This is a genomic window from Pseudonocardia sulfidoxydans NBRC 16205, assembly GCF_007989085.1.
Taxonomy (GTDB): domain Bacteria; phylum Actinomycetota; class Actinomycetes; order Mycobacteriales; family Pseudonocardiaceae; genus Pseudonocardia; species Pseudonocardia sulfidoxydans.
Genome location: NZ_BJVJ01000005.1, coordinates 148,835 through 171,733, shown reverse-complemented (window position 1 = coordinate 171,733; position 22,899 = coordinate 148,835). Strand labels below are relative to the sequence as shown.

At 73.1% G+C, this 22,899-nt stretch carries 23 protein-coding genes; 12 read left to right on the top strand and 11 right to left on the bottom strand.

The features are described from left to right. Nucleotides 1–103 precede the first annotated feature (103 nt). The 3 genes from PSU4_RS04785 to dinB all read right to left on the bottom strand — a co-directional run bounded on the left by PSU4_RS04785 (nt 104) and on the right by dinB (nt 2,355). On the bottom strand, nt 104–373 hold the full coding sequence (locus PSU4_RS04785; RefSeq protein WP_147102750.1) for a hypothetical protein: 270 nt from the start codon (nt 371–373) through the stop codon (nt 104–106). A gap of 118 nt (nt 374–491) precedes the next feature. Beyond that, nucleotides 492–1,058, bottom strand: a complete 567-nt coding sequence (locus tag PSU4_RS04780) for a PadR family transcriptional regulator (protein WP_307724770.1) — start codon at nt 1,056–1,058, stop codon at nt 492–494. Nucleotides 1,059–1,155: 97 nt separating this feature from the next. Beyond that, on the bottom strand, nt 1,156–2,355 hold the full coding sequence (gene dinB, locus PSU4_RS04775; RefSeq protein ID WP_147102748.1) for a DNA polymerase IV: 1,200 nt from the start codon (nt 2,353–2,355) through the stop codon (nt 1,156–1,158). Nucleotides 2,356–2,603: 248 nt separating this feature from the next. Between dinB and PSU4_RS04770 the strand changes: the two genes are divergently transcribed. The 5 genes from PSU4_RS04770 (at nt 2,604) to PSU4_RS04750 (ending at nt 4,381) form a co-directional block, all read left to right on the top strand. Continuing rightward, complete coding sequence (locus PSU4_RS04770) at nt 2,604–2,981, top strand: hypothetical protein (protein ID WP_147102747.1); 378 nt, start codon at nt 2,604–2,606, stop codon at nt 2,979–2,981. 20 nt (nt 2,982–3,001) lie between these two features. Next, nucleotides 3,002–3,328, top strand: coding sequence for an ArsR/SmtB family transcription factor (locus tag PSU4_RS04765; RefSeq protein ID WP_147102745.1), 327 nt, complete (start codon nt 3,002–3,004; stop codon nt 3,326–3,328). Beyond that, on the top strand, nt 3,321–3,752 hold the full coding sequence (locus PSU4_RS04760) for an SRPBCC domain-containing protein (protein WP_186816740.1): 432 nt from the start codon (nt 3,321–3,323) through the stop codon (nt 3,750–3,752). Before PSU4_RS04765 ends, PSU4_RS04760 begins: the two co-directional genes overlap by 8 nt. Continuing rightward, a complete protein-coding gene (locus PSU4_RS04755; RefSeq protein WP_147102743.1) occupies nt 3,749–4,039 on the top strand; it encodes a YciI family protein in 291 nt (96 codons plus the stop codon). Before PSU4_RS04760 ends, PSU4_RS04755 begins: the two co-directional genes overlap by 4 nt. A gap of 111 nt (nt 4,040–4,150) precedes the next feature. Continuing rightward, nucleotides 4,151–4,381, top strand: a complete 231-nt coding sequence (locus PSU4_RS04750) for a hypothetical protein (protein ID WP_147102740.1) — start codon at nt 4,151–4,153, stop codon at nt 4,379–4,381. Here the strand turns inward: PSU4_RS04750 and PSU4_RS04745 are convergent. After that, nucleotides 4,327–6,597, bottom strand: a complete 2,271-nt coding sequence (locus PSU4_RS04745; protein WP_147102738.1) for an FUSC family protein — start codon at nt 6,595–6,597, stop codon at nt 4,327–4,329. The genes PSU4_RS04750 and PSU4_RS04745 overlap by 55 nt on opposite strands. Before the next feature lie 131 nt (nt 6,598–6,728). Here PSU4_RS04745 and denD point away from each other — a divergent pair, with 131 nt between their 5' ends. Beyond that, nucleotides 6,729–7,697 (top strand): D-erythronate dehydrogenase, encoded by a 969-nt coding sequence (denD, locus tag PSU4_RS04740; protein WP_147102736.1) that lies wholly within the window; start codon nt 6,729–6,731, stop codon nt 7,695–7,697. Between the two features lie 67 nt (nt 7,698–7,764). Here denD and PSU4_RS04735 read toward each other — a convergent pair whose 3' ends face one another. From PSU4_RS04735 to PSU4_RS04715, 5 genes are all read right to left on the bottom strand, one after another. Then, on the bottom strand, nt 7,765–8,745 hold the full coding sequence (locus PSU4_RS04735) for an aquaporin (protein WP_147102735.1): 981 nt from the start codon (nt 8,743–8,745) through the stop codon (nt 7,765–7,767). Continuing rightward, nucleotides 8,742–9,392 carry a MerR family transcriptional regulator gene (locus tag PSU4_RS04730; protein WP_147102733.1) on the bottom strand — a complete coding sequence of 217 codons (651 nt, stop codon included), beginning with the start codon at nt 9,390–9,392 and terminating at the stop codon, nt 8,742–8,744. Before PSU4_RS04730 ends, PSU4_RS04735 begins: the two co-directional genes overlap by 4 nt. A gap of 82 nt (nt 9,393–9,474) precedes the next feature. After that, on the bottom strand, nt 9,475–11,073 hold the full coding sequence (locus tag PSU4_RS04725; protein WP_186816739.1) for an FMN-binding glutamate synthase family protein: 1,599 nt from the start codon (nt 11,071–11,073) through the stop codon (nt 9,475–9,477). A 45-nt stretch (nt 11,074–11,118) separates the two neighbouring features. Then, the gene (locus PSU4_RS04720; protein ID WP_147102731.1) at nt 11,119–12,504 is read right to left on the bottom strand and encodes an MFS transporter; all 1,386 of its coding nucleotides are present in this window, start codon (nt 12,502–12,504) and stop codon (nt 11,119–11,121) included. Between the two features lie 210 nt (nt 12,505–12,714). Further along, nucleotides 12,715–13,485 carry an IclR family transcriptional regulator gene (locus PSU4_RS04715; protein WP_147102730.1) on the bottom strand — a complete coding sequence of 257 codons (771 nt, stop codon included), beginning with the start codon at nt 13,483–13,485 and terminating at the stop codon, nt 12,715–12,717. A 163-nt stretch (nt 13,486–13,648) separates the two neighbouring features. Here PSU4_RS04715 and PSU4_RS04710 point away from each other — a divergent pair, with 163 nt between their 5' ends. The 6 genes from PSU4_RS04710 to PSU4_RS04685 all read left to right on the top strand — a co-directional run bounded on the left by PSU4_RS04710 (nt 13,649) and on the right by PSU4_RS04685 (nt 19,380). Further along, nucleotides 13,649–14,542 (top strand): SRPBCC family protein, encoded by an 894-nt coding sequence (locus PSU4_RS04710; protein ID WP_147102728.1) that lies wholly within the window; start codon nt 13,649–13,651, stop codon nt 14,540–14,542. Further along, nucleotides 14,539–15,450, top strand: a complete 912-nt coding sequence (locus PSU4_RS04705; RefSeq protein WP_147102726.1) for an FAD binding domain-containing protein — start codon at nt 14,539–14,541, stop codon at nt 15,448–15,450. Before PSU4_RS04710 ends, PSU4_RS04705 begins: the two co-directional genes overlap by 4 nt. Continuing rightward, nucleotides 15,407–17,752: a xanthine dehydrogenase family protein molybdopterin-binding subunit gene (locus PSU4_RS04700; protein WP_147102724.1), complete on the top strand. Its 2,346-nt coding sequence runs from the start codon at nt 15,407–15,409 to the stop codon at nt 17,750–17,752. Before PSU4_RS04705 ends, PSU4_RS04700 begins: the two co-directional genes overlap by 44 nt. Beyond that, nucleotides 17,749–18,252: a (2Fe-2S)-binding protein gene (locus tag PSU4_RS04695; RefSeq protein ID WP_246114938.1), complete on the top strand. Its 504-nt coding sequence runs from the start codon at nt 17,749–17,751 to the stop codon at nt 18,250–18,252. The genes PSU4_RS04700 and PSU4_RS04695 overlap by 4 nt, the downstream gene beginning before the upstream one ends. After that, nucleotides 18,249–19,025, top strand: coding sequence for an alpha/beta fold hydrolase (locus tag PSU4_RS04690; RefSeq protein ID WP_147102722.1), 777 nt, complete (start codon nt 18,249–18,251; stop codon nt 19,023–19,025). The genes PSU4_RS04695 and PSU4_RS04690 overlap by 4 nt, the downstream gene beginning before the upstream one ends. A 121-nt stretch (nt 19,026–19,146) precedes the next feature. Beyond that, the gene (locus PSU4_RS04685) at nt 19,147–19,380 is read left to right on the top strand and encodes a hypothetical protein (protein WP_147102720.1); all 234 of its coding nucleotides are present in this window, start codon (nt 19,147–19,149) and stop codon (nt 19,378–19,380) included. Between the two features lie 44 nt (nt 19,381–19,424). On the opposite strand, the gene PSU4_RS04680 is transcribed toward PSU4_RS04685, so the two are convergent. Both PSU4_RS04680 and PSU4_RS04675 read right to left on the bottom strand, forming a co-directional pair. After that, on the bottom strand, nt 19,425–21,317 hold the full coding sequence (locus PSU4_RS04680; RefSeq protein WP_147102718.1) for a primary-amine oxidase: 1,893 nt from the start codon (nt 21,315–21,317) through the stop codon (nt 19,425–19,427). 15 nt (nt 21,318–21,332) lie between these two features. Next, the gene (locus tag PSU4_RS04675; RefSeq protein WP_147102716.1) at nt 21,333–22,802 is read right to left on the bottom strand and encodes an APC family permease; all 1,470 of its coding nucleotides are present in this window, start codon (nt 22,800–22,802) and stop codon (nt 21,333–21,335) included. Between the last annotated feature and the right edge of the window lie 97 nt (nt 22,803–22,899).

The following is a 22,899-nucleotide window of genomic DNA, read 5'->3' as shown; positions in this document are numbered from 1 at the left end:
CCGGATCGGGGCTGCCGACCCCCGGCACGCGACCCCCGGCACGCGACCGCGCCGCCGGTCGGGAGCGTTACGGGGCTCGGGCCGGCGGCGCCGTCGGGGTGGGTCAGTGGCTGCCGTGCCCGCCGTAGCCGCCGGAGCTGTCCCAGCTGCTGTCGTCGCGGTGCGGGTGGCAGTCGTCCTGGTGCTGGTAGGACTTGTCGTCCCAGTGGTGGTACGTCGACTTGTCGTCCCAGCTGTCGTTGCAGCTGGTGTCCTTCCAGTCGTCGTGGCCCTTGTGGTGCTGCCCGCCGTACTGTTCCTCGTACTTGTGCTTGTCGTGCTGCTCGTGCTTCGAGTCCCACTTGTTCTTGTCGTGGTGCGAGCTCTTGAACATGCCGACCTCGTCTCCTGGCGGTGCTGTGGCTGCCGTGCGCGGATCGTGCTCGTTCTTCTGTCCGGGGGAAGTCGCAGCCTGCGGCCCCACCGTTACGACAACGGCGCCGAGCGACCCGTTACGCCGATTCGCCGCGGCGCCGCCGCAGCCCGGCGAGGTCACCCGCCGCGAGCGCGCGCCAGAACCGCAGCGTCGCGTACTCGACCTCCAGCCCGAGCTCGAGTGTGATCAGCCGCGGATTGTCGGCGGGCTCCGGACCGAACCGCGCGACCATGCTCTCGTAGAGCGCGATCCGTTCCTCGTGGCGCTCGATCTGCCCCTTGGCCAGGCGGGCGACGTCGTCGGGAGCGCCGACCTCGTTGAAGAACAGCTTCAGCTCGGCGGGGTCGCGTATCTGGAAGTGGCTGTCGCTGGGCTCGGCGATCCAGCTCTGCAGCGCCTCGGTGCCGGCCGGGGTGATCGAGTACGTCTTGCGGCGGCGGCCCTCGGTCTCGGTCTCACACGTCAACAGGCCGGCGGCGGTGAGCCGCTCGGGCTCGGAGTAGAGCTGCGCGTGGGGGAAGTGCCAGAAGTAGCCGACGGAGTGGCCGACCGCGCGCTTGAGGTCGTAGGGGGTCGACGGCCCCCGCAGGGCGATCATGCCCAGGACGACGTAGGACGTGGGCGACAGGCGAACCGCGGGCACAGCCGTAGGTTATCCAAGCCGTACCGTCCGAGGAGGACGATTGCGGCGCGTCGCACACAGGCCGGTCGCGCAACGGACGACTCGGTCGTGCCCCGTCTCAGGTGTCCGGCAGCGTCGGCATCTGGATGCCGGGGGAGTGCCCGAGCCGGGCCGCCCGGGTGACCGCCTCCCCGCCGAACCGCTCGCGCAGCGCGTCGAGCGTCGCGTCCAGCTCCGGGCCGGAGTCGCGCGCGAACGGCAGTGTCAGCTGGACGGCGCCGTCCCGGTCGAGGTTGGCCAGCGACAGCCCGACCAGCGTGATGCCGCGCTCACGGATCAGCGGCATCGCGTCGACCAGCAGCCGGCGCGCCGCGGCCAGGATCGTCGGCGTGTGGGCCGTCGCGCCGGCCAACGTGTGCGAGCGGGTGACGCGGGTGAAGTCGCCGAAGCGCAGCCGAAGCACCACCGTGCGGCACACCCGCTCGGCCCCGCGCAGCCGCTTGCCCAGCCGGTCGACGATGCCGGCGACGATCGCGTCGAGCTCCTCGGCCGACCGTTCACGGCGGCCCAGCGCCCGCTGCGAGCCGATCGACCGGCGCCGTCGTCCCGTCTCCACGCGACGCGGGTCGAGCCCGTGCGCGAGCGCGTGCAGGTGCCGTCCCGACGCCCGCCCCAGCAGCGACACCAACGCGGGTTCGCCCAGGTCGGCGACGTCGGCGACGGTGCGCAGCCCCATGGCGTGCAGCTTCGCCGACGTCACCTTCCCCACGCCCCACAGCCGCTCCACCGGCAGCGGGTGCAGGAACGCGAGCTCGGCCTCCGGCGGCACCCGCAGCAGCCCGTCGGGTTTGGCGACGCCGCTGGCCACCTTGGCCAGGAACTTGGTGCGTGCCACCCCGACCGTGATGGGCAGCCCCACCTGTTCGGCGACCTCCCGGCGCAGCCGGGCGGCGATGTCCACCGGGGTGCCCGCGATCCGCCACAGGCCGCCCACCTCGAGGAACGCCTCGTCGATCGAGATGCCCTCGACCAGCGGCGTGGTGTCGTGGAACACCGCGAACACCGCCTTGGACGCGGCCGAGTAGGCGTGCATCCGCGGCGCCACGACGATCGCGCCCGGGCACAGCGCGAGCGCCTGCCGCCCGCCCATGGCCGTGCGCACCCCCGCGGCCTTCGCCTCGTAGCTGCACGCGAGTACGACGCCGCCGCCGACGATGACCGGACGGCCACGCAGCGACGGGTCGTCGCGCTGCTCGACGGAGGCGAAGAACGCGTCGAGGTCGGCGTGCAGGATCGTGGCGGCTCCGGACACGAACATATGTTCGCATCGGGCACCGACGATTGGCGAGGGCCGGTGGCGAGGGTGTTCACCGAGGGTCGCACCGCGCGCGAGGGGTCTGCGCCGCAGCGTGTCGAGCTCGGGGCGGAGGCGAACGTCGGTACCTGAAGGGCCGGGTCGGGGGTTCGCCCCCGCGCCCCGGGGGTCCGCCCCCTCGTCCCCGCGCGTCGTGCTCGCGACGCTGACGGCCGGGTCCGGACCGGCCGGACGGGGAGCGGGGGAGCGCGATGGGAGCGGTCACGGCCGTCGGCGTCGGGATGATCATGGGGATCGGTGTGGTGCTGGTCGTGGTGCTCTCGCCGCGCGGCGCGCGCGAGGGCACGGTCGGTGGGGAGTTCCTCGGGCGGTGGCCGACGCCGACGATGCGCTGGACGGCCCTCGCGATGGGTGCGGGGTCGACCGCGGCCGCGGCAGCCCTGCTGGCGGCGGGGCAGCCGGCGGCGGGCCTGGCCGCGGCGTCGTTCGGGGGGCTGGGCGTGTTCCTCGTCGACGCACATCGGCGTGAGGCCGGGTCGCGGCTGGTTCCGCGGGCGGCCACAGGACGGCTGCCGAGCGAGGGCGGCGGGTTCTGGCTCGTCATCCTCCTCTTGTTAGGTGACTCATAGGTCACCTATTGTGGCGCGGGATGGACGACGACCGCATCTTCAAGGCCCTTGCCGACCCGACCCGCCGCATGCTGCTCGACCGGCTCTTCGCACAGGACGGGCGGACCCTCGGCGATCTCGAGGCGGGCGTCGAGATGACGCGGTTCGGGGTGATGAAGCACCTGCGGGTGCTCGAGGACGCGGGACTCGTGGTCACCCGGCGCAACGGCCGGGAGAAGCTCCACTTCCTCAACCCGGTGCCCATCCGCCGCATCCACGACCGTTGGATCGACAAGTACACCGAGGGTCCGGCGTCGTTCCTCGCCGGCCTGCAACGCTCGTTCGAGGAGGAGGACCGGAGTGAGTGACCTCTCCACGCAGCTCTACCAGGTGCTGCTGCGCGCCACCCCCGAGCAGGTCTGGGAGGCCATCACCGCTCCCGACCGGACCCGGCTGTACTTCCACGGCGCCCACGTCGAGAACACCGCCGAGTGGCACACCTCCCGCGGCCCCGACGGCGCCGACTGGGGCGACGGACCGGTGTGCGAGTTCGACCCACCGCGCCGGCTCGTCCACGAGTGGCGCTCGGCCTACGACCCCGAGCTCGCGAAGGAACCACCCAGCCGCGTGAGCTGGGAGATCGAGGACACCGGCGACGGATCGTGCCGGTTGACCGTCGTCCACGACCGGCTCGACGACTCGCCCCGCACCGCCCGCAGCGTGTCCGGGCCCGGCTGGGGCACCGTCCTCGACGGCCTGAAGCGACTCGTGGAGGAGGTGACCGCACCGTGAGCCCGACACTGTTCGTGATGACCTACGAGCCGTCCGACGGCTTCGGCCCGCTCGCGCAGGAGCACGGGCCCGCGCACGTCGCACGGCTGCACGAGTTCCACGACCGTGGGGTCCTCGTGCACGCCGGGCCGCTGCAGGACCCGTTCGACGGCACCGCGATCGGCGTCTTCACCTCCCGCGAGGCGGCCGAGGAGTTCATCGCGGGCGACCCGTTCGTCTCCGGCGGCGTCGTCGCGCGCTGGACGGTCCGCGGCTGGGACGACCTGTTCACCGGCCCCCGGGACTGACCGACGCCCGTGCCGACGCCCGGACCCTGCGCGTCTCGGTCTGGGCGTCGGTCGCGTTCGTGGTGGTGTCGCTGGTGTGGGGGCCGGCCCCGCGAGGAGCTGCTCGCGTGCGTGGAGGACGTGCGGCGCGACCGCGGGTTCGCCGAGGTGTTCCTGCGGGCGTCCAAGGTCGGCAGCAGGCTCGACGTCGAGGTCGACTTCGTCGTCACCCCCGACTCGACGGCGCAGACCGTCACCGACTTCGACGCCGTGCGCGCCGACCTGCGGGACCGCTTCCGGGCGCTCGGTCAGGACCCGTCGATGTCGGTGGGCTTCACCGCCGACCGCTCGTGGGTGGCCTGAGCGGAGGCCGGGCCGGTGGTGCCGGGTGGCGTGGCGACCCGGTCCAGGTCGGCCGTGACCGTGACGAGCCAGGCCCACGCGTCGAGTACCCGCAGCCCGGCCTCGGCGTCGTCGGCCAGGTCGCGGGGCGCGTGCACGGCGACGGCGTCCCGGCACGTCGCGACGACCTGTGCGGGCACCGGCGTGCGCGCCGCGACCGCGTCGGCGGCGGCGCGCAGTGCGGCGGCGACCTCGTCGGCACCGGCCGTGAGCCGGTCCGCCTCGGCGGGCCACGGCAGCGCGGGCGCGTCGGGGTGGCGCTCCCGCAGCGTGGCGGAGTACGTCGACAACCGGTGCACGACGGTGACCGTGGCGAGCCAGTCGATCTCGGGTCCCGGTTCGCCCGGTTCGGTGCGCGACTGGACGTAGGTGTGGTCGAGCAGGTCGGCGAGCCTGTGCAGGTCGGTCGTCGCGGGTCGGGTGCCGCGCGCGAGCAGCGCGATGGTGCCGACGACCTTGTCGGCGCCCGCCCGCAGGGCCTCCGCCGCGATGCGGTGCAGCTCGCCGGAGCCGCCCCGCGGCCACACCGCGGCCCCGATGACGGCGCCGACCAGCCCGCCGAGCACGACGTCCTCCAGGCGCACCTCGGCCAGCTGCCATGTCGACGGGGTGAGCTGCGCGAACAGCAGCGACACGACGATCGTGAACCCGGCCTGGCCCGCCGCGACACCGAACAGCGGGCCGGCGACGAACGCCACGACCATCGTCACCGGCAGCAACCAGGGGTACACGTCGACCGGGACCCAGGTCAGGACCGCTGCGGCCACGGCAGCGCCGCCCAGTGTCCCGACGAACGCCTTGACCAGCGTCGACCGGCTCGCCACGGCCGAGGTCCGCATCAGGCTCAGCGTCGCGAGCAGCACCCAGAACCCGTGCGAGAGGTCGAACACGCCCGCGAGGAGCCGGGCGACGGCGAGCCCGATACCGACGCGGACCGCGTTCTGCAGGTACACCGACCGCGGCGTCAGGTTGGCGGTGACGCGGTGCAGCAGCAGCTGCCACGCCGACGCCCGCAGGAACCACAGCTCGCGGGGGAGCTCACCGGCGGGAGGGACACCGTGGAACCCGTGCGCGGCGAGTCCCGCGATGCGCGCGGCCCGGGCCGCTGCGGCCGCGGCGAGCCCGGCGCGCAGGTCGTCGGTCGGCCCGGTCGTCAACGGGAGATGGCGCACCCGCGATTGCAGGTAGACCTCCATCGTGGCGTCGAGCTCGGCGAGCGACGGGGGCGACCCGCCGCCGAGCGTGGCGGCGGTGCCGCGCAGCACCGTCGCGGCGGCGTCGAGCAGGTCGGCGGTAACGGGGTGCGGCTGTTCGGGGGTGAGCAGCGCGGCAAGGGTCGACGTGCGGGCGGTGACCAGGCGCGACGCCGCGGCCACGGCGAACAGGGACCGGTCGCGCAGCCCGTACCCCAGCGGCCGCTCCGGCAGGGGGACGTTGCTCAGCCGCAACGCCTCGGCGGCGTCGAGCGCGGCGGCACGGGCGTCGGTACAGACGTCAGGCAGTGCCGGGCCGTTCGACGGTCCCGCCCGCAGCGCCGCGGCCAGCACCTCGGCGAACCTGGCCGACGCCTCGACCGACGCCCGGAACCGCAGCGGCGGGTCGGGCCGGTCGGGCACCGGCAGCACGTACCGGTCGGCGATGGCGAGCGCGACGATGCCGAGCGTGACCCCGGCCAGCCGGTCGCCCAGCTGGTCGGGCGTGAACGGCGGGAAGCACGGCAGCACGAAGAACAGCTGCAGCCCGTTCGCGACGCCCGCGACCCGCTGCCCGGTGACCCCGGAGTAGGCGATCGCCGAACCCACGACGAGCATCACCGCGACGGCGGCAGCGGTGTTCACCGCGACGAACGTGCCGATGGTGACCAGCACGACGGCGACGGCCAACGCGATCGCGTACCCGCGCAGCCGTTGCTCGCGCGATCCCGTCACCTCCGACAGCGCCCCGAGCGCGATCGCGCCGAACAGGGCGTAGAGCGCCGTCGTGTCGTTGCGGATCACGTAGTGGCACAGGTAGAAGCACACGCAGGCGACGAGGGTGACGCGGACCGCGCGGTGCAGCGCCGTCCAATCCGGGTCGTGACGTGCTAGTGCCGCCGACGGCGCCTGCCAGAGGTGGGACGCCGCGGTGGGAAGGGCGGAGCCGGTCGTCAGGACGTCCTCCCTCCGCGACGGGGCCACGTGGCGCCGAACGAAACGTAGCGAGGGCGGGAGGCCACGGCCAAGACCTCTCGGCGCGGAGATCGCGGCCGTAGGCTCGGCCGGCGTCGACGGATCGGGTCGGGCGGGGACGCCCGGAGGGCGGGGGACGGATGAAGGTCGTCGTGACGGGTGCCGCGGGATTCCTGGGCGGCAGGCTCGCCCGCACGCTGCTCGACCGCGGGGAGCTCGACGGGCGGTCGGTCGACGAGCTCGTCCTGCTCGACGTCGTCGCCGCGAGTGCGGGGGAGGGCGACCCGCGGGTGCGCACGGTCGTCGGCGACGTCGCCGATCCCGCGCTGCTGGGCGAGACGGTCGACGCGCGGACCGGCGTCGTGTTCCACCTGGCCGCGGTCGTGAGCGGTCAGGCCGAGGCGGAGTTCGACCTGGGGATGCGGATCAACCTCGACGGGTCGCGGCTGCTGCTCGACGCCTGCCGGGCCGCCGGGTCGGTGCCGCGGGTGGTGTTCACCAGCTCCGTCGCCGTGTACGGCGGGGACCTGCCCGACGTCGTCACCGACGCGACGCCGCTGACCCCGCAGACCTCCTACGGCACGCAGAAGGCGTGCGCGGAGCTGTTGCTGGCCGACCACACCCGCAGGGGGCACGTCGACGGGCGGGTGCTGCGGCTGCCGACGGTGACGGTCCGTCCGGGGAAGCCGAACGCGGCGGCGTCGGGGTTCGCGAGCGGGATCGTCCGCGAGCCGCTGGCCGGTGTGACGACGGTGGTCCCGGTGCCGCCGGAGGTCAGGATGTGGGTGCTCTCGCCGCGCTACGCGGTGGAGTCGCTGGTCGCGGGGGCCGAGCTCGCGCCCGGGCGGCTGGGTGGGTCGCGGGCGATCAACCTGCCCGGTGTGTCGGTGTCGGTGGGGGAGATGGCCGCTGCGCTGGAACGCGTCGCGGGCCCGGAGGTCGCGGCCCGGGTGAGCTGGCGGCGTGACCCGGCGGTCGAGGCCATCGCCGCGACCTGGCCGGGAGCGTGGGACACCAGCCGCGCGGAGGCGCTCGGGCTGCGCGGCGACGCGGACTTCGACGCGATCGTCCGCGCCTACATGGAGGACGACCTGCCCCACAACCTGTGAGCGGCGATGGTCGCCATAGCGACCATCGCCGCTCACGAGCGGACCCGGCGCGGTAGTCGGCTGCCCGTCAGACAGCGCTCGGGACGCCCCGGTTCTCGGGGTCGGACCGGACGGCCGGCTCCGGTGCGGGAGGGCGGTGGCGCAGGACGACCAGGGTTGCGACGACCGTTGCGACGACGACCGTGGCGGCCGCGGCGAGCGTCGCCGCGTCGGGCGCGACGACCGACTGACCGCGCAGCGCCTGCCACGTCAGGATCGTGAGCAGCCCCGTGTAGGCGCCCGTCGCGACCCACACGAGCCGGCGCCGCACCGTCGACGACGCGAGCGCGGTGACGCGCGGCGCGAGCAGCTCCAGCGCGATCAGCACGAGCGGGATCGCCTGCAGCGCGTGCATTCCGACGAAGTGCGGGATGCGCAGGTCGCCGCCGACGGTGCTCCAGCCCAGCAGCGGCAGCCCCGGCCCGCCGTCGGCCAGGCCGACGCTGTGCGCCCCGATGATGTCGCCACCCTCGGCGATCTGGGCCGCGGTCGGGGTCGTCATCAGGAACCCGAGCGCCATCCCGATCAGGGCGAGCACCGAACCGACGCGGATCGCGAGGGTGCGGGCGGGGTCGCCGTCGCGGCGGCGGAACAGCTGCGCGCACACGTAGAGCGTCGCGAGCCACACGATGACGATCGAGATGCCCATCGCCCGCCACATCCACCCGTCGAACGTGGTGGCGTTGTTGAAGTGGCTGGTGGTACCCCGCACGACCTGCGTCACGATGACGACGATCTCGACGGCCAGGAACGCCCCGGCGACCGTCCCGGCCCACCAGGCGCGGCGTCGCTGCACCCGCAGCTGCGAGATCAGCCAGGCCCAGGCCACGGAGTAGACCGCGATGGAGATCGCGAACTTCGTGGGTTTGTCCCAGATCGGCAACCCGGTCAGGACCCGGTCGTCGACGACCATGCCGACGATCCCGACGGCGGTCAGCGCGAGCATCGCTGCGGCGAGGGCCATCAACGGCCGATGCCAGGCGAACGCGGTACGGAGGGTGGTGGTCATCGCTGCTCCGGATCCTGTGCAGGGGGGAAGTGCTTGGCGGACGTGTGCTCCTGCGCCATGCGGCGCAGGGCGGCGAAGAGTGCGTCGCCGACGACGGTGCCGACGAGCGCGGTCTGCACCCGCCGGTCACGGTCGGCGACCTGCACGACCGAGCCGAGGTCGGCCTCGGCGACCTGCTCGGCCGCGCCGGCGTAGACGTCGGCGAGGCTGTCGAGGTTCTCCAGGCCCAGCCGGTAGATGGTGGCCAGCGCGGCGACGGCGGCCTCGCGGGCCGGGGCGTGCGGGCTGACGTGCCAGCCCCGGTCGTCGATCAGCCCGGCGAGGCGGGTGCGGGCGCGGGCGTGGTGCTCGTCGTCGGCGTCGGCGCCCGTCGCGGTGACCGTCCCGACGGCGCGGCCGAGGACGTCGTGCAGCGAGGTGTCCGGGTCGTCCACCGCGGCGAGGACGTCGCGGACCGTGGCGACCGAGAGCCCGCCGACGTCGAGCAGCGAGCGGATCAGCCGCAGTCGTGTGACGTGCTCGTCGCTGTAGGAGGCCTGGTTGGGTGAGGTCGTCGTCTCGCCGCGGGGGAGCAGGCCCTCGCGGAGGTAGTACTTGATCGTCGGTACCGGGACCCCGGTCGCCTGGCTCAGTTCGGAGACGCGCACATGGATACCGTAGCTATCGGATAGCGGAGCTGTCTACTCCCCATTTCCGGAAGCTGGTGAGCGGCGATGGTCGCCACAGCGACTATCGCCGCTCACAGAGGCGTCCGAAGTGGTCGGGCGAGGCCAGGTTCCAGTCGCCCGCCCAGCCGCGCGGCGGTTCGGCGAGCAGCTCGCCGTTCTCGAGCCAGTCGAACAGCTCGGCGTAGGAACGGGTGTCCATGTGCCCGATCCGCCGGCGCAGCTGGTGCGGCCCGAGGTCGGCGGGCCCGCGCGAGCCCATCGACCCCATCAGCCGGTGCGCCTCGGCGACCGTCGCCTGCTGGAAGCGGCGCACCCGCTCGCCCTTGTCGTCGACGTCGAGCGCCGCGGCCCGGCGCGGGTCCTGCGTGGCCACGCCGACGGGGCAGGTGTTGGTGTGGCAGCGCTGGGACTGGATGCAGCCGGTCGCCATCATCATCGCCCGCGCCGAGTTGGTGAAGTCGGCGCCCTGGATGAGGCGTTTGACGATGTCGGAGCCGGTGGAGACCTTCCCCGACGCCCCGATCCGGACGCGTTCGCGCAGCCCGACGCCCACGAGTGAGTTGTGGACGGTCATCAGGCCCTCGGTGAGCGGGGCACCGACATGGTCCTCGTACTCCGGCGGGGCCGCGCCGGTGCCGCCCTCGGACCCGTCGACGACGACGAAGTCCGGCCCGGTGCCCTCGGCGACCATCGCCTTGCACAGGGCCAGGACGTCGACGCGGGAGCCGACGCACAGCTTGATGCCGGTGGGCTTGCCGCCCGCGAGCTGCCGCATCCGGGCGATGAACCGGACCAGCTCGCGCGGTGTCGTGAAGACCCGGTGTGCCGGCGGGCTCGTGCACGTCTGCCCCTCGGGCACGCCGCGGGCGGCCGCGATCTCCGCGGAGACCTTCGGCCCGGGCAGCACGCCACCGAGGCCGGGCTTCGCGCCCTGGCTGAGCTTGAGCGCCACGCACTTCACCGCGGGGTGGGCGGCCTTGGCGGCGAACACGTCCGGGTCGAAACCGCCGTCGGGGGTGCGGGCGCCGAAGTAGCCGCTGCCCAGCTCCCACACGAGGTCTCCGCCGTGTTCGAGGTGGTAGCGCGACAGGCCGCCCTCGCCGGTGTCGTGGGCGAACCCGCCGGCCGCGGCACCCTTGTTCAGGGCGAGGATCGCGTTGGCCGACAACGCCCCGAAGCTCATCGCCGACACGTTGAGCAGCGCCATGTCGTAGGGCTTGGTGCAGTCGGGGCCGCCGATGCGGACCCGGTGCGGCGCGTCGGGCGGGGGCAGCGGCACCGTCGCGTGCAGCAGGTACTCGTAGCCGACCTCGTTGACGTCGCGCTCGGTGCCGAACGCCTTCTCCCCGGCGGTTCCCTTGGCGCGCTGGTAGATCAGGCTGCGGGTGTCGCGGTCGAAAGGCCTGCCGTCGACGTTGCGTTCGACGAAGTACTGCTGGATCTCGGGGCGGATGCTCTCCAGCAGGTAGCGCATGTGCCCGACGACGGGGTAGTTGCGCAGCACGGCGTGGCGGCGTTGGGCGACGTCGTACACCGCGACGACGAGCAGTGCGCCCAGGATCGCGGCCGCCACCCACCAGCCGGGCCCCAGCGTCACCGCGGCGACGACGGCGAGCGCGCCGAGGACGGTGAGCGTCCCGATCATCGCGATGCGCAGCACGGCGACACGCTAGACCGGCGGGTGTCGCGACGCTCGGGCGGTGCGTCACTCGGGGAGCGGGCGGCCCCGGGTCTCCGGGCAGAACGGGGCGACGACGAGCCCCAGGATGTAGATGCAGCCGACGACGGTCGCCGCGATCCCGTAGCCGCCGAGCTGGGAGATGATCCAGCCGGACAGCAGGGGGCCGAGGAACGCGATGAAGCGGGCGGCGTTGAAGACGAACGCGGCGCCGGTGGCGCGCAGGTGCGTCGGGTAGAACTCGGGCAGCCACACCGGCATCCACGTGTACTGCCCGAGGGTGAAGAAGCCGTTGACGATCAGCACGATCACGACGAGCCCGATGCTGTGCGTCCACAGGAACAGCACGGGTGTCATGACCAGTGACGCGGCGAAGTAGAGCAGCACGGTGGGTTTGCGGCCGAAGCGGTCGGCGAGGAAGCCGAAGCTGACGTAGCCGAGGATCGCGCCGGCGTTGTAGATCATTCCGGCGCCGCTGGCCCAGGCCGTTGCGGAGTGGCCCTGGCCCGCGGCGAGGCCGGAGACGTAGAGGGGCACCCAGGTGGAGATGCCCCACCAGGCGAGCGTGGTCACCAGCGACATCAGCGAGCCGAGGATGGTCAGCCTGCGCAGCTTCGGGTCGGCCATGATCTGGCGCAGGGTGAGCCGGGTGAAGGAACGTTCGGACTCGGTGAGCTCGCTGCGCCCGCGGGCCTTCAGTGCTCTGCGACGTTCGGCGGCGCCGGTCCAGTTCGGCGACTCGGGGACCTTGCGGCGCAGCCACAGCGCGAACAGTGCGGGCAGCACGCCGATCGCGAACATGATCCGCCACGCGTCGGGACCGATGGGGGCGACGAAGAACCAGACGGCCGAGGCGATGAAGAACCCGAGCCCGAGCCCGCACTGCATCAGGCCGGCGGCCTTGGCCCGCGCCTTGGCCGGCCACATCTCCGCGACCAGCGACGTGCCGGTTCCCCATTCGGAGCCGAGGGCGAACCCGGTGATGAAGCGCAGCACCAGGAACGACGCCCACGACCACGACAGCGCCGACAGGCCGGTGAACGTGGCGTAGAGGACCATCGAGGTGAGCAGGGCGCGGCGGCGGCCGAAGTAGTCGGCGAAGATGCCGCCGAGGATTCCGCCCATTCCCCAACCCAGCAGCGTGATCGCGATGGTCACCCCGGTGAGGAACGCGACCTGGCTCTGCGGTGCGCCGGGATCGAGGCGGCGCAGGACGATGCCGGCGGTGAGGATGAGCGCGTAGGTCTCGAACCCGTCGAAGAGCCAGCCGAGGTTCGCCGCGAGCAGCGACCGCCATTGCGACCGGTCGAGGTCCTGGTACCAGCGGCGGCCGGTCGCGCCGTCCGGTTCGGTGGGGGGTGGGGTCTGCGTCGGGGACGCCGAGGTCGCCGTCGTGGTCGTGTCGTCCTGCACCGGTGCTCCTCTCCCGGGCGCCAGGGGCGCGGCGGTGGCTCGAGCCGTCGAGGTGAATGTCCGGTATCCGGCCACTCTGCCTATAGGACGGAATGTCCTGTGGATAGGACATCATGTGCAGCGCGAGACGCTAGGGCGGCGCGGTGAGAGCGTCAAGCGGCGACGAACAGAGAGGCGCAGATGCGGAGAGACGAAGAAAACTACTCCGAATCAGCGTGTCGGGAACGTGCCTCCGGTGCGTTCGGTGATGCGTACGCCACACGCGCGGACGAGCTCACCGGCGTTGCCCACCGTCCGCTCGTTGAGCTCGGACGCGAACGCGAGCGAGCACAGGGCCATCGAGACCTGGCCGTTGGTGTCGAAGACGGGAGCCGAGACGCCGGACTGGCCGGGCTCGTACTCGCGCAGGCTCTGCCCGTACCCGCGCTCCCGGGTGGCGGCGAGCTCGGCACGCAGCGCCGTCCGGTCGACCGTCGTCTCGTCGGTGAACGCCGTCAGGCCGTGCTTGTCGATGAGCCTGTCGACCTCGTCGGGGGCGGACCAGGCGTGGAACGCACGCATGATCGCGGGCGCGGAGAACGGGAACGTGTCGCCGACGCCCACCGTCATGCGCACGCCGTGGCCGCGGTCGGCCTTGGCGACCACGGCGTAGTCCGACGGACCGTGCCTGCGCAGGGCGAACACCAGGAAGCCGAGCCGACGGCTGAGGTCCTCCAGTTCCTGGCGGACGATGTCGCCCACCCAGTCCGGCGCCGACCCGGCGACGGCGAGCAGTCGCGGGCCGAGCCACCAGCCGCCGCGGTCGCCGCGGGTCGCGGCCCAGCCGGCGCGCTGGAGGGTGCCGAGGATGTTGTAGCAGGTGCTGCGGTTGAGCCCGAGCTCATCGATCAGCGTCCCCGTCGACACCGGGTCGGGCCACTCCCGCGCGATCCGCTCCAGCAGCCGGACCGCGTTCACGACCGCGGGCACGTCGCTCGCCATGTCTCCCCCCACCGCACTGCAGGGCCGCGCCGCAGGTGGGCGGGCCGCCGTTGCGGCCCACGGTAGCGCCGACGCCGATCACAGCGCCGCGACGTCGGTTGACGTCGCGCAACGCAGTGTTACTGTCCTGCATGCGAGATAACTAGTCCTCTCTGGTGGTCAAATGAAGCTCACCTCGTCCTTCCGGGTTCCGGCGCCGCCCGATCAGGTGTTCGCGCACTTCCTCGACCCGGACTCCATGCGGGTCTGTGTCCCGGGGTGCGAGGAGCTGGAACGTCCCGATCCGGCGCACTACCGCGGCCGGCTGGTCAACGAGATCGCCCACGTCCGGTTCAGCGCCGGGTTCACCGCCGACATCACCGAGGCCGCCGAGGTCACCGCCGGGCAGCCCGCGCACGTGCGGGCCGTCCTGCGCGGCGAGGACCGCCGGCTCGGCAGCTCGATCAAGGTCGACGCCCGCCTCGGCGTCCGGCCCGCCCCGGACCCGTCGGCCTCCGACGTCGACTGGGACCTCGAGATCGCGCTGTGGGGCAAGCTCGGGCGGCTCGGCGAGTCGATCGTCGGGCGGCGCAGCCGGGAGGTGGAGCGCCAGTTCGTCGAACGCTTCACCGCGGTCTGCGCGGCCGGACCGCCGGGGCCGGGAAACCCGGAGGTCCGCTCGCACGCGGCCGCACCGGTACCGGTTCCCGCGGCGGCCACGGCCGCCGCACCCCGAGCCGAGGCGGCGCCGGTGGCACGCAGGCCGCGGCCCGCCCCCGCGGTCTCGCTCGGTGCCGCCGGCGCGGCCACCGTCGTCGCGTCGCGTCGCGGTCCCGTCACGGCGGTCCCCGAGATCGTGCCGGTGCCGGCCGTGCGGGCACGCCCCGCGGCCCGGGTGCGGGCCGGCCTCGCAGCGGCCCGCACCACCGCGGCCGACCTCGGCGGCCGGGCCGCCGAACGCGCCGCCGAGTGGGTCGCCGTGCGGGCGACGCGGTTCCTCGACCGCCGCCGCGCCCGTGTCGCCGGAGACCGCCGCCGCGCCCGTGTCGCCGGAACCGACGACGGGGGAGCCCGATGACCGCCACCCTGCACCGCCCGCGCGACCTCGGCGCCGCGCTCGACCTGCTCGCCGACGCCGGCGACCCGATGGTCTACGGCGGCGGCACCGCCGTGCAGATCCTGCTCAAACAGGGCGTCCTGTTCGCCTCCGACCTCGTCGACATCGCCGGCGTCCCCGGGCTCGCCGACCTCGCCGCGACGCCGGGCGGGCTGCGCGCCGGAACCATGGTCACGTTGCGGCGCATGGAGACCGACCCGCTCGTGCAGGACCGGGCACCGCTGCTCGCCCAGGTCTACGGCCGCGTCGCCAACCCGCGGGTGCGCAACACCGCGAGCGTCGGCGGCAACATCGCCCACGGCGACTACCGCCTCGACCCGCCGACGGCACTGCTGGTGCTCGACGCCCGCATCGAGCTGTCCTCGTCGGCCGGGCCGCGCCACGTCCCGATCCGGGAGTTCTTCACCGGGTTCCAGGAGACCGCGGTCCGCCGCGGCGAGATGGTCACGGCCATCGACGTCCCGACCCAGCCCCTGGGCGGCGCGGCGTTCACCAAGCTGTCGAGCCTCGCCGCGAACGACTGGCCCGCCGCGTCGGCAGCTGTGCTGGTCACCGCGTCGGCGACCGGGGGCCGCGAGGTCCGCATCGGGCTCGGGGCGCTCGCCCCCACCCCGGTGTACGTCGCCGTCCCGGTGCCCGCCGACGCGTCCGCCGACGACGCCGTCGACGCCGCCCTCGCCGCCGCCGAACCCCTGATCGACCCGCTGCCCGACGTCCGCGGCGGTGTCGCGCACAAGCGCAGGCTCGGCCGCGTCGCCGTCGCCGACGCCACCCGCGCCGCCTGGGCCGACACCCCGCGCGACACCCCACGAGAGGAGGTCCCCGATGACCGTCGACTCACACTCCGGCGTCTCCGCCGTCGGCACTGACGGCGGTGCGGTCGGCGAGCGCTGGGCCCGCGTCGACGCCCGCGCCAAGGTCCGCGGCGAGCTGCGCTACGCCGCCGACGAGGCCCTGCGCTCCTGCCTGGACGTCGTCGTCACCCGCAGCACCCGCCCGCACGCCGTCATCGAGAGCATCGACGCCACCCGGGCGACCCAGGTCGACGGGGTCGTCGACGTCGTCACCGGAGCCGAGCTGCACGCGATCCTGGGCGACGCGATCTTCACCGGGCCCGCGTTCGCCGACCAGCCGTGCCTGGCCGTCGGCAAGGTCCGCTACGTCGGCGAGCCCGTCGCGGCCGTCATCGCCCGCGGCCACGCCGCCGCCCGCGCCGGCGCCGAGGAGGTGGCCGTCGACTACCGCGAGCTCGAGCCGATCCACGACGTCGACGCCGCCGTCCTCGGCGCGCCGTTCGTGCACGACGAGCTGCGGCCCTCGGTCGTGTTCGGCGACCTCGCGCACCTGCACGGAATCCGCGACACCAACGTCAACTACGAGTACGTGCTGCGCCACGGCGAGCCCGCAGCGCCGCCGCCCGGCTCGACCACCGTGCAGCACGAGTTCTGGTGCCCGCCGACCCACCACGTCCCGATCGAGCTGCCGTTCACCGCGGCGTGGCGCGACGGGGAGCGGCTGGAGATCCTGTCGACGACGCAGACCCCGTCGTACGTGCGGCAGTCCGTCGCCGACCTGCTCGGCATCCCGCTGGGCAAGGTCAGGGTGCGCAGCGCACCGCTCGGCGGCAGCTTCGGGGCCAAGATGTACGACCGGCTCGAGCCGCTCGCCGCGGCCCTGGCCTGGACCCGGCGCACCGCGGTGCGGATCGCGGTCACCCGTGAGGAGGCGTTCCTGCTGACGACGCGCCACGGCGCCGCCGTCACCGGCTCCATGACCGCCGACGCCGACGGCACCATCGTCGCCGCCGACGCCGATGTCCGCTACGACACCGGCGCCTACGCCGACGTCGGGCCGCGCATCACCGCGAAGTCCGGCATGGTCGCGTCGGGCCCGTACAAGATCGCGCAGGCCCACGTGCGGTCGCGCTGCGTCTACACCAACAAGCCGTCGGCCGGACCGTTCCGCGGGTTCGGGGTGCCGCAGGTGACGTGGTCGCACGAGTCGCTGGTCGACGAGCTGGCCCGCGTCCGTGGTGAGGACCCGGCCGCGTTCCGGCGGCGCAACCTGCTGCGTGAGGGCGACGTGTCCGTCGTCGGCACGCCGATGCACTCCGCGGACTTCGTCGGCTGCCTCGACGCCGTCACCGCCGCACTCGACTGGGACTCCCCGATCGAGCGTCCGACCGGGCGGTACCGGCGGGGGCGGGGCGTGGCCGTCGGCATCAAGGCCGTCCTCACCCCGACGATCTCCAACGCCGTCCTGCAGCTCAACCAGGACGCGTCGGCGACGCTGCTGATCAGCACCGTCGACATGGGGCAGGGCAGCGACACGATCATGGCCCAGATCGCGGCCGAGTCGCTGTGCCTGCCGGAGGGGTCGGTGCGGGTCGTCACCGCCGACACCGACGTCACCCCCTACGACACGATCACCGCGGGCAGCCGCTCGACCTATCACTCCGGCAACGCCGTCCGGAAGGCCGCGGACGCCATGCGGGACAAGCTGATCGACATCGCCGCCGCCCGGTTCGGCGTCCCGGCGACCGACGTGAAGCTCACCGGCGACGGCCTCGTCAGCACACAGACGCAGGAGACCGCGTCGATCCCGGAGCTGCTGCACGGCCACTTCGGTGCCCGCGGTACGACGCTGACCAGCGAGGCCGAGTTCCGCACCCAGTGGCAGCCCTACGACAAGCAGACCGGGCGCTCGCCGCAGGTCACCGAGCACTGGTTCGCCGGGGCCGCGGCGGCGCAGCTGACCGTCGACACCATGACGGGCCGCGTCCACGTCGAGCACCTCGCGATCGCGGGCGACGTCGGCCGCGCCATCAACCCCGCGCTCGTCGAACAGCAGCTCACCGGCGCCGCGGTCATGGGCCTCGGGCACGCCCTGTTCGACCAGATGGTGTTCGACGAGGGGCAGATCGTGAACGGCACGCTGCTCGACTACCAGCTGCCGTCGATCCACGACGTACCCGACAAGATCACGCCGATCGTGGTCGAGAACCCGCACCGGACCGGCCCCTACGGCGCGAAGGGCGTCGGCGAGACGACGATCATCCCGCTCGCCCCGGCCATCGCCAACGCGGTTCGCGACGCCGTCGGCATCCGGTTCACCCGGCTGCCGCTGACGTCGGAACGCATCCTCGACGCGCTGTCCGAGGAGGACTCGTGACCCCCATCGACCTGACCGTCAACGGCGAGCGCCGGACCGTGCCGGTCGGCGACGACGACCTGCTCCTCGACGTGCTGCGCGAGCTCGGGCACACCAGCGTCCGCGAAGGCTGCGGCGTCGGCGCCTGCGGGGCCTGCACCGTGCTCGCCGACGGCCACAGCGTCTCCAGCTGCCTGGCCCGCGCCGTCCGCTACGACGGCGTCGCGATCACCACGGCCGACGGCCTGCCCACCGACGACGACGTCGTCGAGGAGTTCGTCGCCGCCCGTGCGATGCAGTGCGGCTACTGCATCCCCGGGTTCGTGCTGATGGGCCACGAGCTGCTCGCCGAGAACCCCGACGCCACGGCGGCCGAGATCGACGCCCACCTCGAGGGCAACATCTGCCGCTGCGGCACCTACCTGGAGATCCGGACGGCGCTGCAGAACGTCGTGGCGCGCCGCCGGCACGACGACATGGCGCGCCGCCGGCACGACGACATGGCGAAGGAGTCCGCGTGAAGGCCACCACCGCACGAGGCACGATCGAGGCCGGCGACGTCGGCGAGGGCCGGCCCGTCGTCCTGCTGCACGCCCTCGCGTTGTCCGGCAGGCTCTTCGACCCGATCGCGGCGGAGTGGGCGCCGCGCCGGCGTGTCATCACTCCCGACGCCCGCGGGCACGGCGGCTCCGACTGGGACGGCCGCCCGTTCACCGGGGAGGACATGGCCGACGACGTCGCCGCGCTGATCGAGACGCTCGTCGGCGGCCCGGCCGACGTCATCGGCATGTCGATGGGCGGCTCGACGGCGGTGCTGCTGGCGCAGCGCCGGCCCGATCTCGTCGCCCGGCTCGTGCTGGCCGACGCCACCGCCGACTACGGGCCCGACCGGGTGCAGACCTGGGCCGAGCGCGCCGAGAAGGCCGTGAACGTGCCGCGCGAGAAGCAGGTCGACTTCCAGATCGACCGCTGGTTCAGCCCGTCGTTCGTCGAGGCGAACGCGGACGAGGTGCGCCGGGTGTGCGACATCTTCGTCGTCACCGACTCCGCCGCCCACGCCGCCGCGTGCCACGCGCTCGGCACCGTTGCCGCCGTCGGCGAACTGGGCACGATCAGCGCGCCGACGCTGGTGATGGTCGGCGACGAGGACTACGCCACCCCGCCCGCCATGGCCGAGCAGCTGGCCGCGGGCATCCCGGACTCCCGGCTGGAGGTGCTCACCGCGACGAGGCACCTGAGCCTGATCCAGCGTCCCGACGTGTGGCCGGAGATCGAGAAGCACCTCGATGCCTGAGCAGCCGGGGTTTGTTCCGGCGCACCAACCCCGGCCCGCACGCGTTGGGTCGCGACACATGTCGGACGGCAGGTCCGCGTCGATAGCGTGGCCGGACCGTCGCCGAGAGAGAGGTGCCGTCGTGGACGTGACCCTGCGCCCGCTGGTGGACGAGCTGTCGCGCCTTTCCGGGGCCGTCGACAGCGAACGCGCCGCGGCCGACCGCGCCGTCATCGAGCACCTGCGCGACGAGGTCACCGCGCTGCGCCGCGCCGTCGCCCACCTGCGGGTCTCGCACCAGCCGATCCCCGAGGCGCTGCGCCCGGTCGTCGCCCGCGCGATGGTCGAGACCGCCGAGCTCGCCCAGGCCGGCTGACAGACCTCGTGAGTGGCAATAGTCGCTATAGCGACTATTGCCACTCACAGGGATGCACAGTGGTCCGACACCGTCGGCGGGACGTCGAGGGCCGGGTTGCGGTCGAAGAAGCCCGCCGGCTTCAGGACGAAACCGGTGTAGTCGACGGGCATGACCGGCCAGTCCTCCGGGCGCGGGAAATGCGTGAGCCCGAAGGTGTGCCACACGACGATGTCCTCGCCGTCGACGGGACGGTCCGCCTGCACCCAGGCGGGCAGGCCCGCGCCGCCAGGGTTCTGGTTGACGAAGTCGCCCGCGGAGTAGCGCTGCGCCGGGTCGTACCGCGTCACCCACAGTGCCTTCGTCGCGAAGGTCGCCCGCGCCGCGATCGACGACGCGTCGTCGGCCAGGAGCGTGGGCTGGCCGGTCGGGTGCAGCACGTAGCCGACCTCCTGGCCCAGCGCGTTGCGCTTCTCCGGGTTCACGATGTGCCACACCCGTGCCGACGCGGCGTTCGCCTGACGCTGGGCGTCGGACTCGCGCTGCAACCGGGTCACGCTCCGGCGGAAGGCGTTGCCGTAGGGGTTGCCCTCACCCATCGGCACCCGCTGCGCCTCGACCTCCTCCACGGAGTTGTTCGCCCCGTCGACGGTCATGTCCAGGCGCGCCGAGAACAGGTGCTGGTGGAACGGCGCCCCCAGGCCCGGCGCGATCTCGGTGGCGTACTCGCCCGGCGTGCCGGAGGTGAAGACGATGCCGGTGGCCTTGCACTCCAGCTCGATCGTGCCGTCGAGGTAGAGGTACCAGTAGAAGCCGTAGTCGTAGTTGCCGATCGGGGTGAAGAACGAGATCACCAGCCGGCGCTGCCGGCGGGTCTCGCGCGACCCGGTGAACATGTCCGAGTGCTTCCAGAGGACGCCGTAGTCCTCCTCGTGCATGCAGATCGCGTTCTGGATCGTGCGCGGGTTGCCGAGGTCGTCGGCGATGACGGCGTCGGTGTAGAGGATGTCGCCGAGGCAGTCGCAGCCCAGCTGCAGCGAGTCGGAGTAGCGGGCGAACATGTACTCGCCGCAGTCGAAGTAGTTCTGCCAGAAGCGGACCGGCGCCGGGTCGGCGTACGGGACCACCATCTCGGCGACGGACGCGCGGTAGCAGATGGGCCGGTCGTCGAACGCGATCTGGTGCAGGGTCAGGCCCTCGCGCTCGTTGAACCCGATCCGCAGGTCCCACTTGCCCCAGCGGACGTGCCCGTCCTCGACCGTGAAGGAACGGCCCTGCGGCTGGGTGATCTCGATGGGCTTGAGCGAGTCGAGCGGCGGGCCCGCGACCTCGGGGTCGTCGAAGTTGCCCGACGTCGCCGGCACCGGGTGCGTGGCCTCGTCGATGATCCGGTCGACGCTGCGCCGGGTCAGGTCGACGTAGGCGACGAGGCCGTCGATCGGGTGCGCCCACGGGTGGTCGCGCTCGTGGTCCTGCTGGAACCCGAAGGCGCGCACGACGCGGCGGCCCGCCTCGTCCGGGTAGTCGTAGACGCCGGCCGACAGCGGCACCGCCCGCACCGACGCGGGGGCGATGCCGCGCTGCTCCAGGGCGGCGAGCCACCCGGCGTCGGCGTTGAGGATGTCCTCGATCATCTCGAACTCGGTGTCGATGATCGGGGGCTGGCCGTCGACCGGCGGGTCCAGCTCACGGCTCGACACCACACTGCGGTGATCGGTGGAGACGACGGTGTCCCAGGAGCGACCCGTCGCGATGTCGAGCAGCACGACGCGGAACCGGCGGTCGCAGTCGCCACCGGCGAGGACCTCGGACTTGGCGGGCTCCTCGGGGGCGAAGAAGGCGTAGCGGACGTGCTCGGTGAGCAGGCCGGCGTCGACGAGCACCTCGCGGACGGCGGCGACCTCCTCGGCGGTCGTCATCGTCAGGGGGTGGGTGGTGCGGGACTCGGCGAGAGTCATGGCGGTCCTTTCCGGTCAGGCGGCGTCGGTGGCCGGCGAGGGTGCGTCGGGAACCGGTGTGGGTGCAGCCGGGGTGGCGGGCCGGCGGCGCGACCACACGAGCCCGAACACGAAGGCCAGCACCAGCACAGCACCGATCGCCGTTGCGAGGGCGGGGGATCCGCCGATGAGCGTCGGGAAGTTGGAGACGGTCAGCCACAGGCACACCAGCAGCCCCGCCAGCCCCAGCAACGGGGCAACCAGCGTCTGCCACGGCCTGCTGTCGACCCGCTCGCGGCGGAAGAACACGATCACCGCGGCGCAGGTCAAGGCCATCAACGCGAGGACGCCGAGGGTCGCGGTGCCGGCCATCCACGCGAACACCTGCGTCACCGGGTCCATCCCGAGGATCGCGAACACGGCGACGAACACGAGAGCCGTGACGGACTGCGTCGCCGACGCGACGTGCGGGGACCGGTGCCGGGGATGGCTGCGTCCGCACGCGACGGGCAGCGCGCCCGAGCCGCCGAGGGAGAAGAAGTAGCGCGCCAGCACGTTGTGGAACGACAGCAGCGCCGCGAACATGCTCGTGACCAGCAGGACCTGCGCGATGTCGCCGCCGACGGGCCCGAGCACGTTCGTGATCGTCGTGATCAGCATGTTGCCCGGGTCGGCGGTGGCCTGCTCGACGGCGGCGCTGTCGCCCCACGCGGAGACGACCGACCAGCTCGACAGCGTGTAGAAGACACCGATCACGAGCAGCGCCGTGTAGGTCGCGCGGGGGATGGTGCGCTGGGGGTCGCGGGCCTCGTTGCGGAACACCGCGGTGGCCTCGAACCCCAGGAACGACGCGATCGCGAACATGATCGCGATGCCCAGTGAGCCCGACACGACCTGCGACGGCTGGACCAGCGCGGTCGACAGGCCCTCGGCGGAGCCGCCGCCGCTCCCGATCACCACGACGTCGAGCACGAGCACGATCGCCACCTCGGCGATCAGCAGCGTGCCCAGTACCCGGCTCGACAGCTCGATGTGCCGGTAGCCGAGCACCGCGACGATCGCGAGCGCGACGATCGACCACAACCACCACGGCAGCGCGGGGCCACCCCAGTGCTGCACCAGACCGTCGAACACCGCGCCGATGTAGCCGTACACCGCCAGCTGCACCGCGGTGTAGGTGACGAGGGCGAGGAACGCCGCGCCGGTACCGGTCGCGCGGCCGAGGCCGCGGGCGATGTAGGCGTAGAACGCGCCGGCGTTGGGGACGTGCCTGCTCATCGCGCAGAACCCGACCGCGAACAGCAGCAGGATCACGCAGCAGAGCGCGAAGGTCGTCGGGAAGGCGGGCCCGTTGCCGGCGGCGATCCCGAGCGGGACGGTGCCCGCGATGACGGTGAGGGGGGCCGCGGCGGCGACCACCATGAAGACGATCGATCCGACCCCGAGCGACCCGGTGAGGCCGCGTGCGGGTGTGGATTCCGGGGCGTGCCGGTCCGTAGTGCTCATCGCACGGCCTCGCTGACGCTCGGCCGGCGCTTCGCGCAGGCGCTGTGTTGATGACTCGTTCGCTGGCGCTCTCTCATCGACGAGACTGCCGGGGGGC

Coding starts and splice junctions, on each gene's coding strand:
- PSU4_RS04785 (WP_147102750.1), bottom strand. CDS start 373: ATGTTCAAGAGCTCGCACCACGACAAGAACAAGTGGGACTCGAAGCAC.
- dinB (WP_147102748.1), bottom strand. CDS start 2,355: ATGTTCGTGTCCGGAGCCGCCACGATCCTGCACGCCGACCTCGACGCG.
- PSU4_RS04770 (WP_147102747.1), top strand. CDS start 2,604: ATGGGAGCGGTCACGGCCGTCGGCGTCGGGATGATCATGGGGATCGGT.
- PSU4_RS04765 (WP_147102745.1), top strand. CDS start 3,002: ATGGACGACGACCGCATCTTCAAGGCCCTTGCCGACCCGACCCGCCGC.
- denD (WP_147102736.1), top strand. CDS start 6,729: ATGAAGGTCGTCGTGACGGGTGCCGCGGGATTCCTGGGCGGCAGGCTC.
- PSU4_RS04735 (WP_147102735.1), bottom strand. CDS start 8,745: ATGACCACCACCCTCCGTACCGCGTTCGCCTGGCATCGGCCGTTGATG.
- PSU4_RS04715 (WP_147102730.1), bottom strand. CDS start 13,485: ATGGCGAGCGACGTGCCCGCGGTCGTGAACGCGGTCCGGCTGCTGGAG.
- PSU4_RS04710 (WP_147102728.1), top strand. CDS start 13,649: ATGAAGCTCACCTCGTCCTTCCGGGTTCCGGCGCCGCCCGATCAGGTG.
- PSU4_RS04705 (WP_147102726.1), top strand. CDS start 14,539: ATGACCGCCACCCTGCACCGCCCGCGCGACCTCGGCGCCGCGCTCGAC.
- PSU4_RS04700 (WP_147102724.1), top strand. CDS start 15,407: ATGACCGTCGACTCACACTCCGGCGTCTCCGCCGTCGGCACTGACGGC.
- PSU4_RS04680 (WP_147102718.1), bottom strand. CDS start 21,317: ATGACTCTCGCCGAGTCCCGCACCACCCACCCCCTGACGATGACGACC.
- PSU4_RS04675 (WP_147102716.1), bottom strand. CDS start 22,802: ATGAGCACTACGGACCGGCACGCCCCGGAATCCACACCCGCACGCGGC.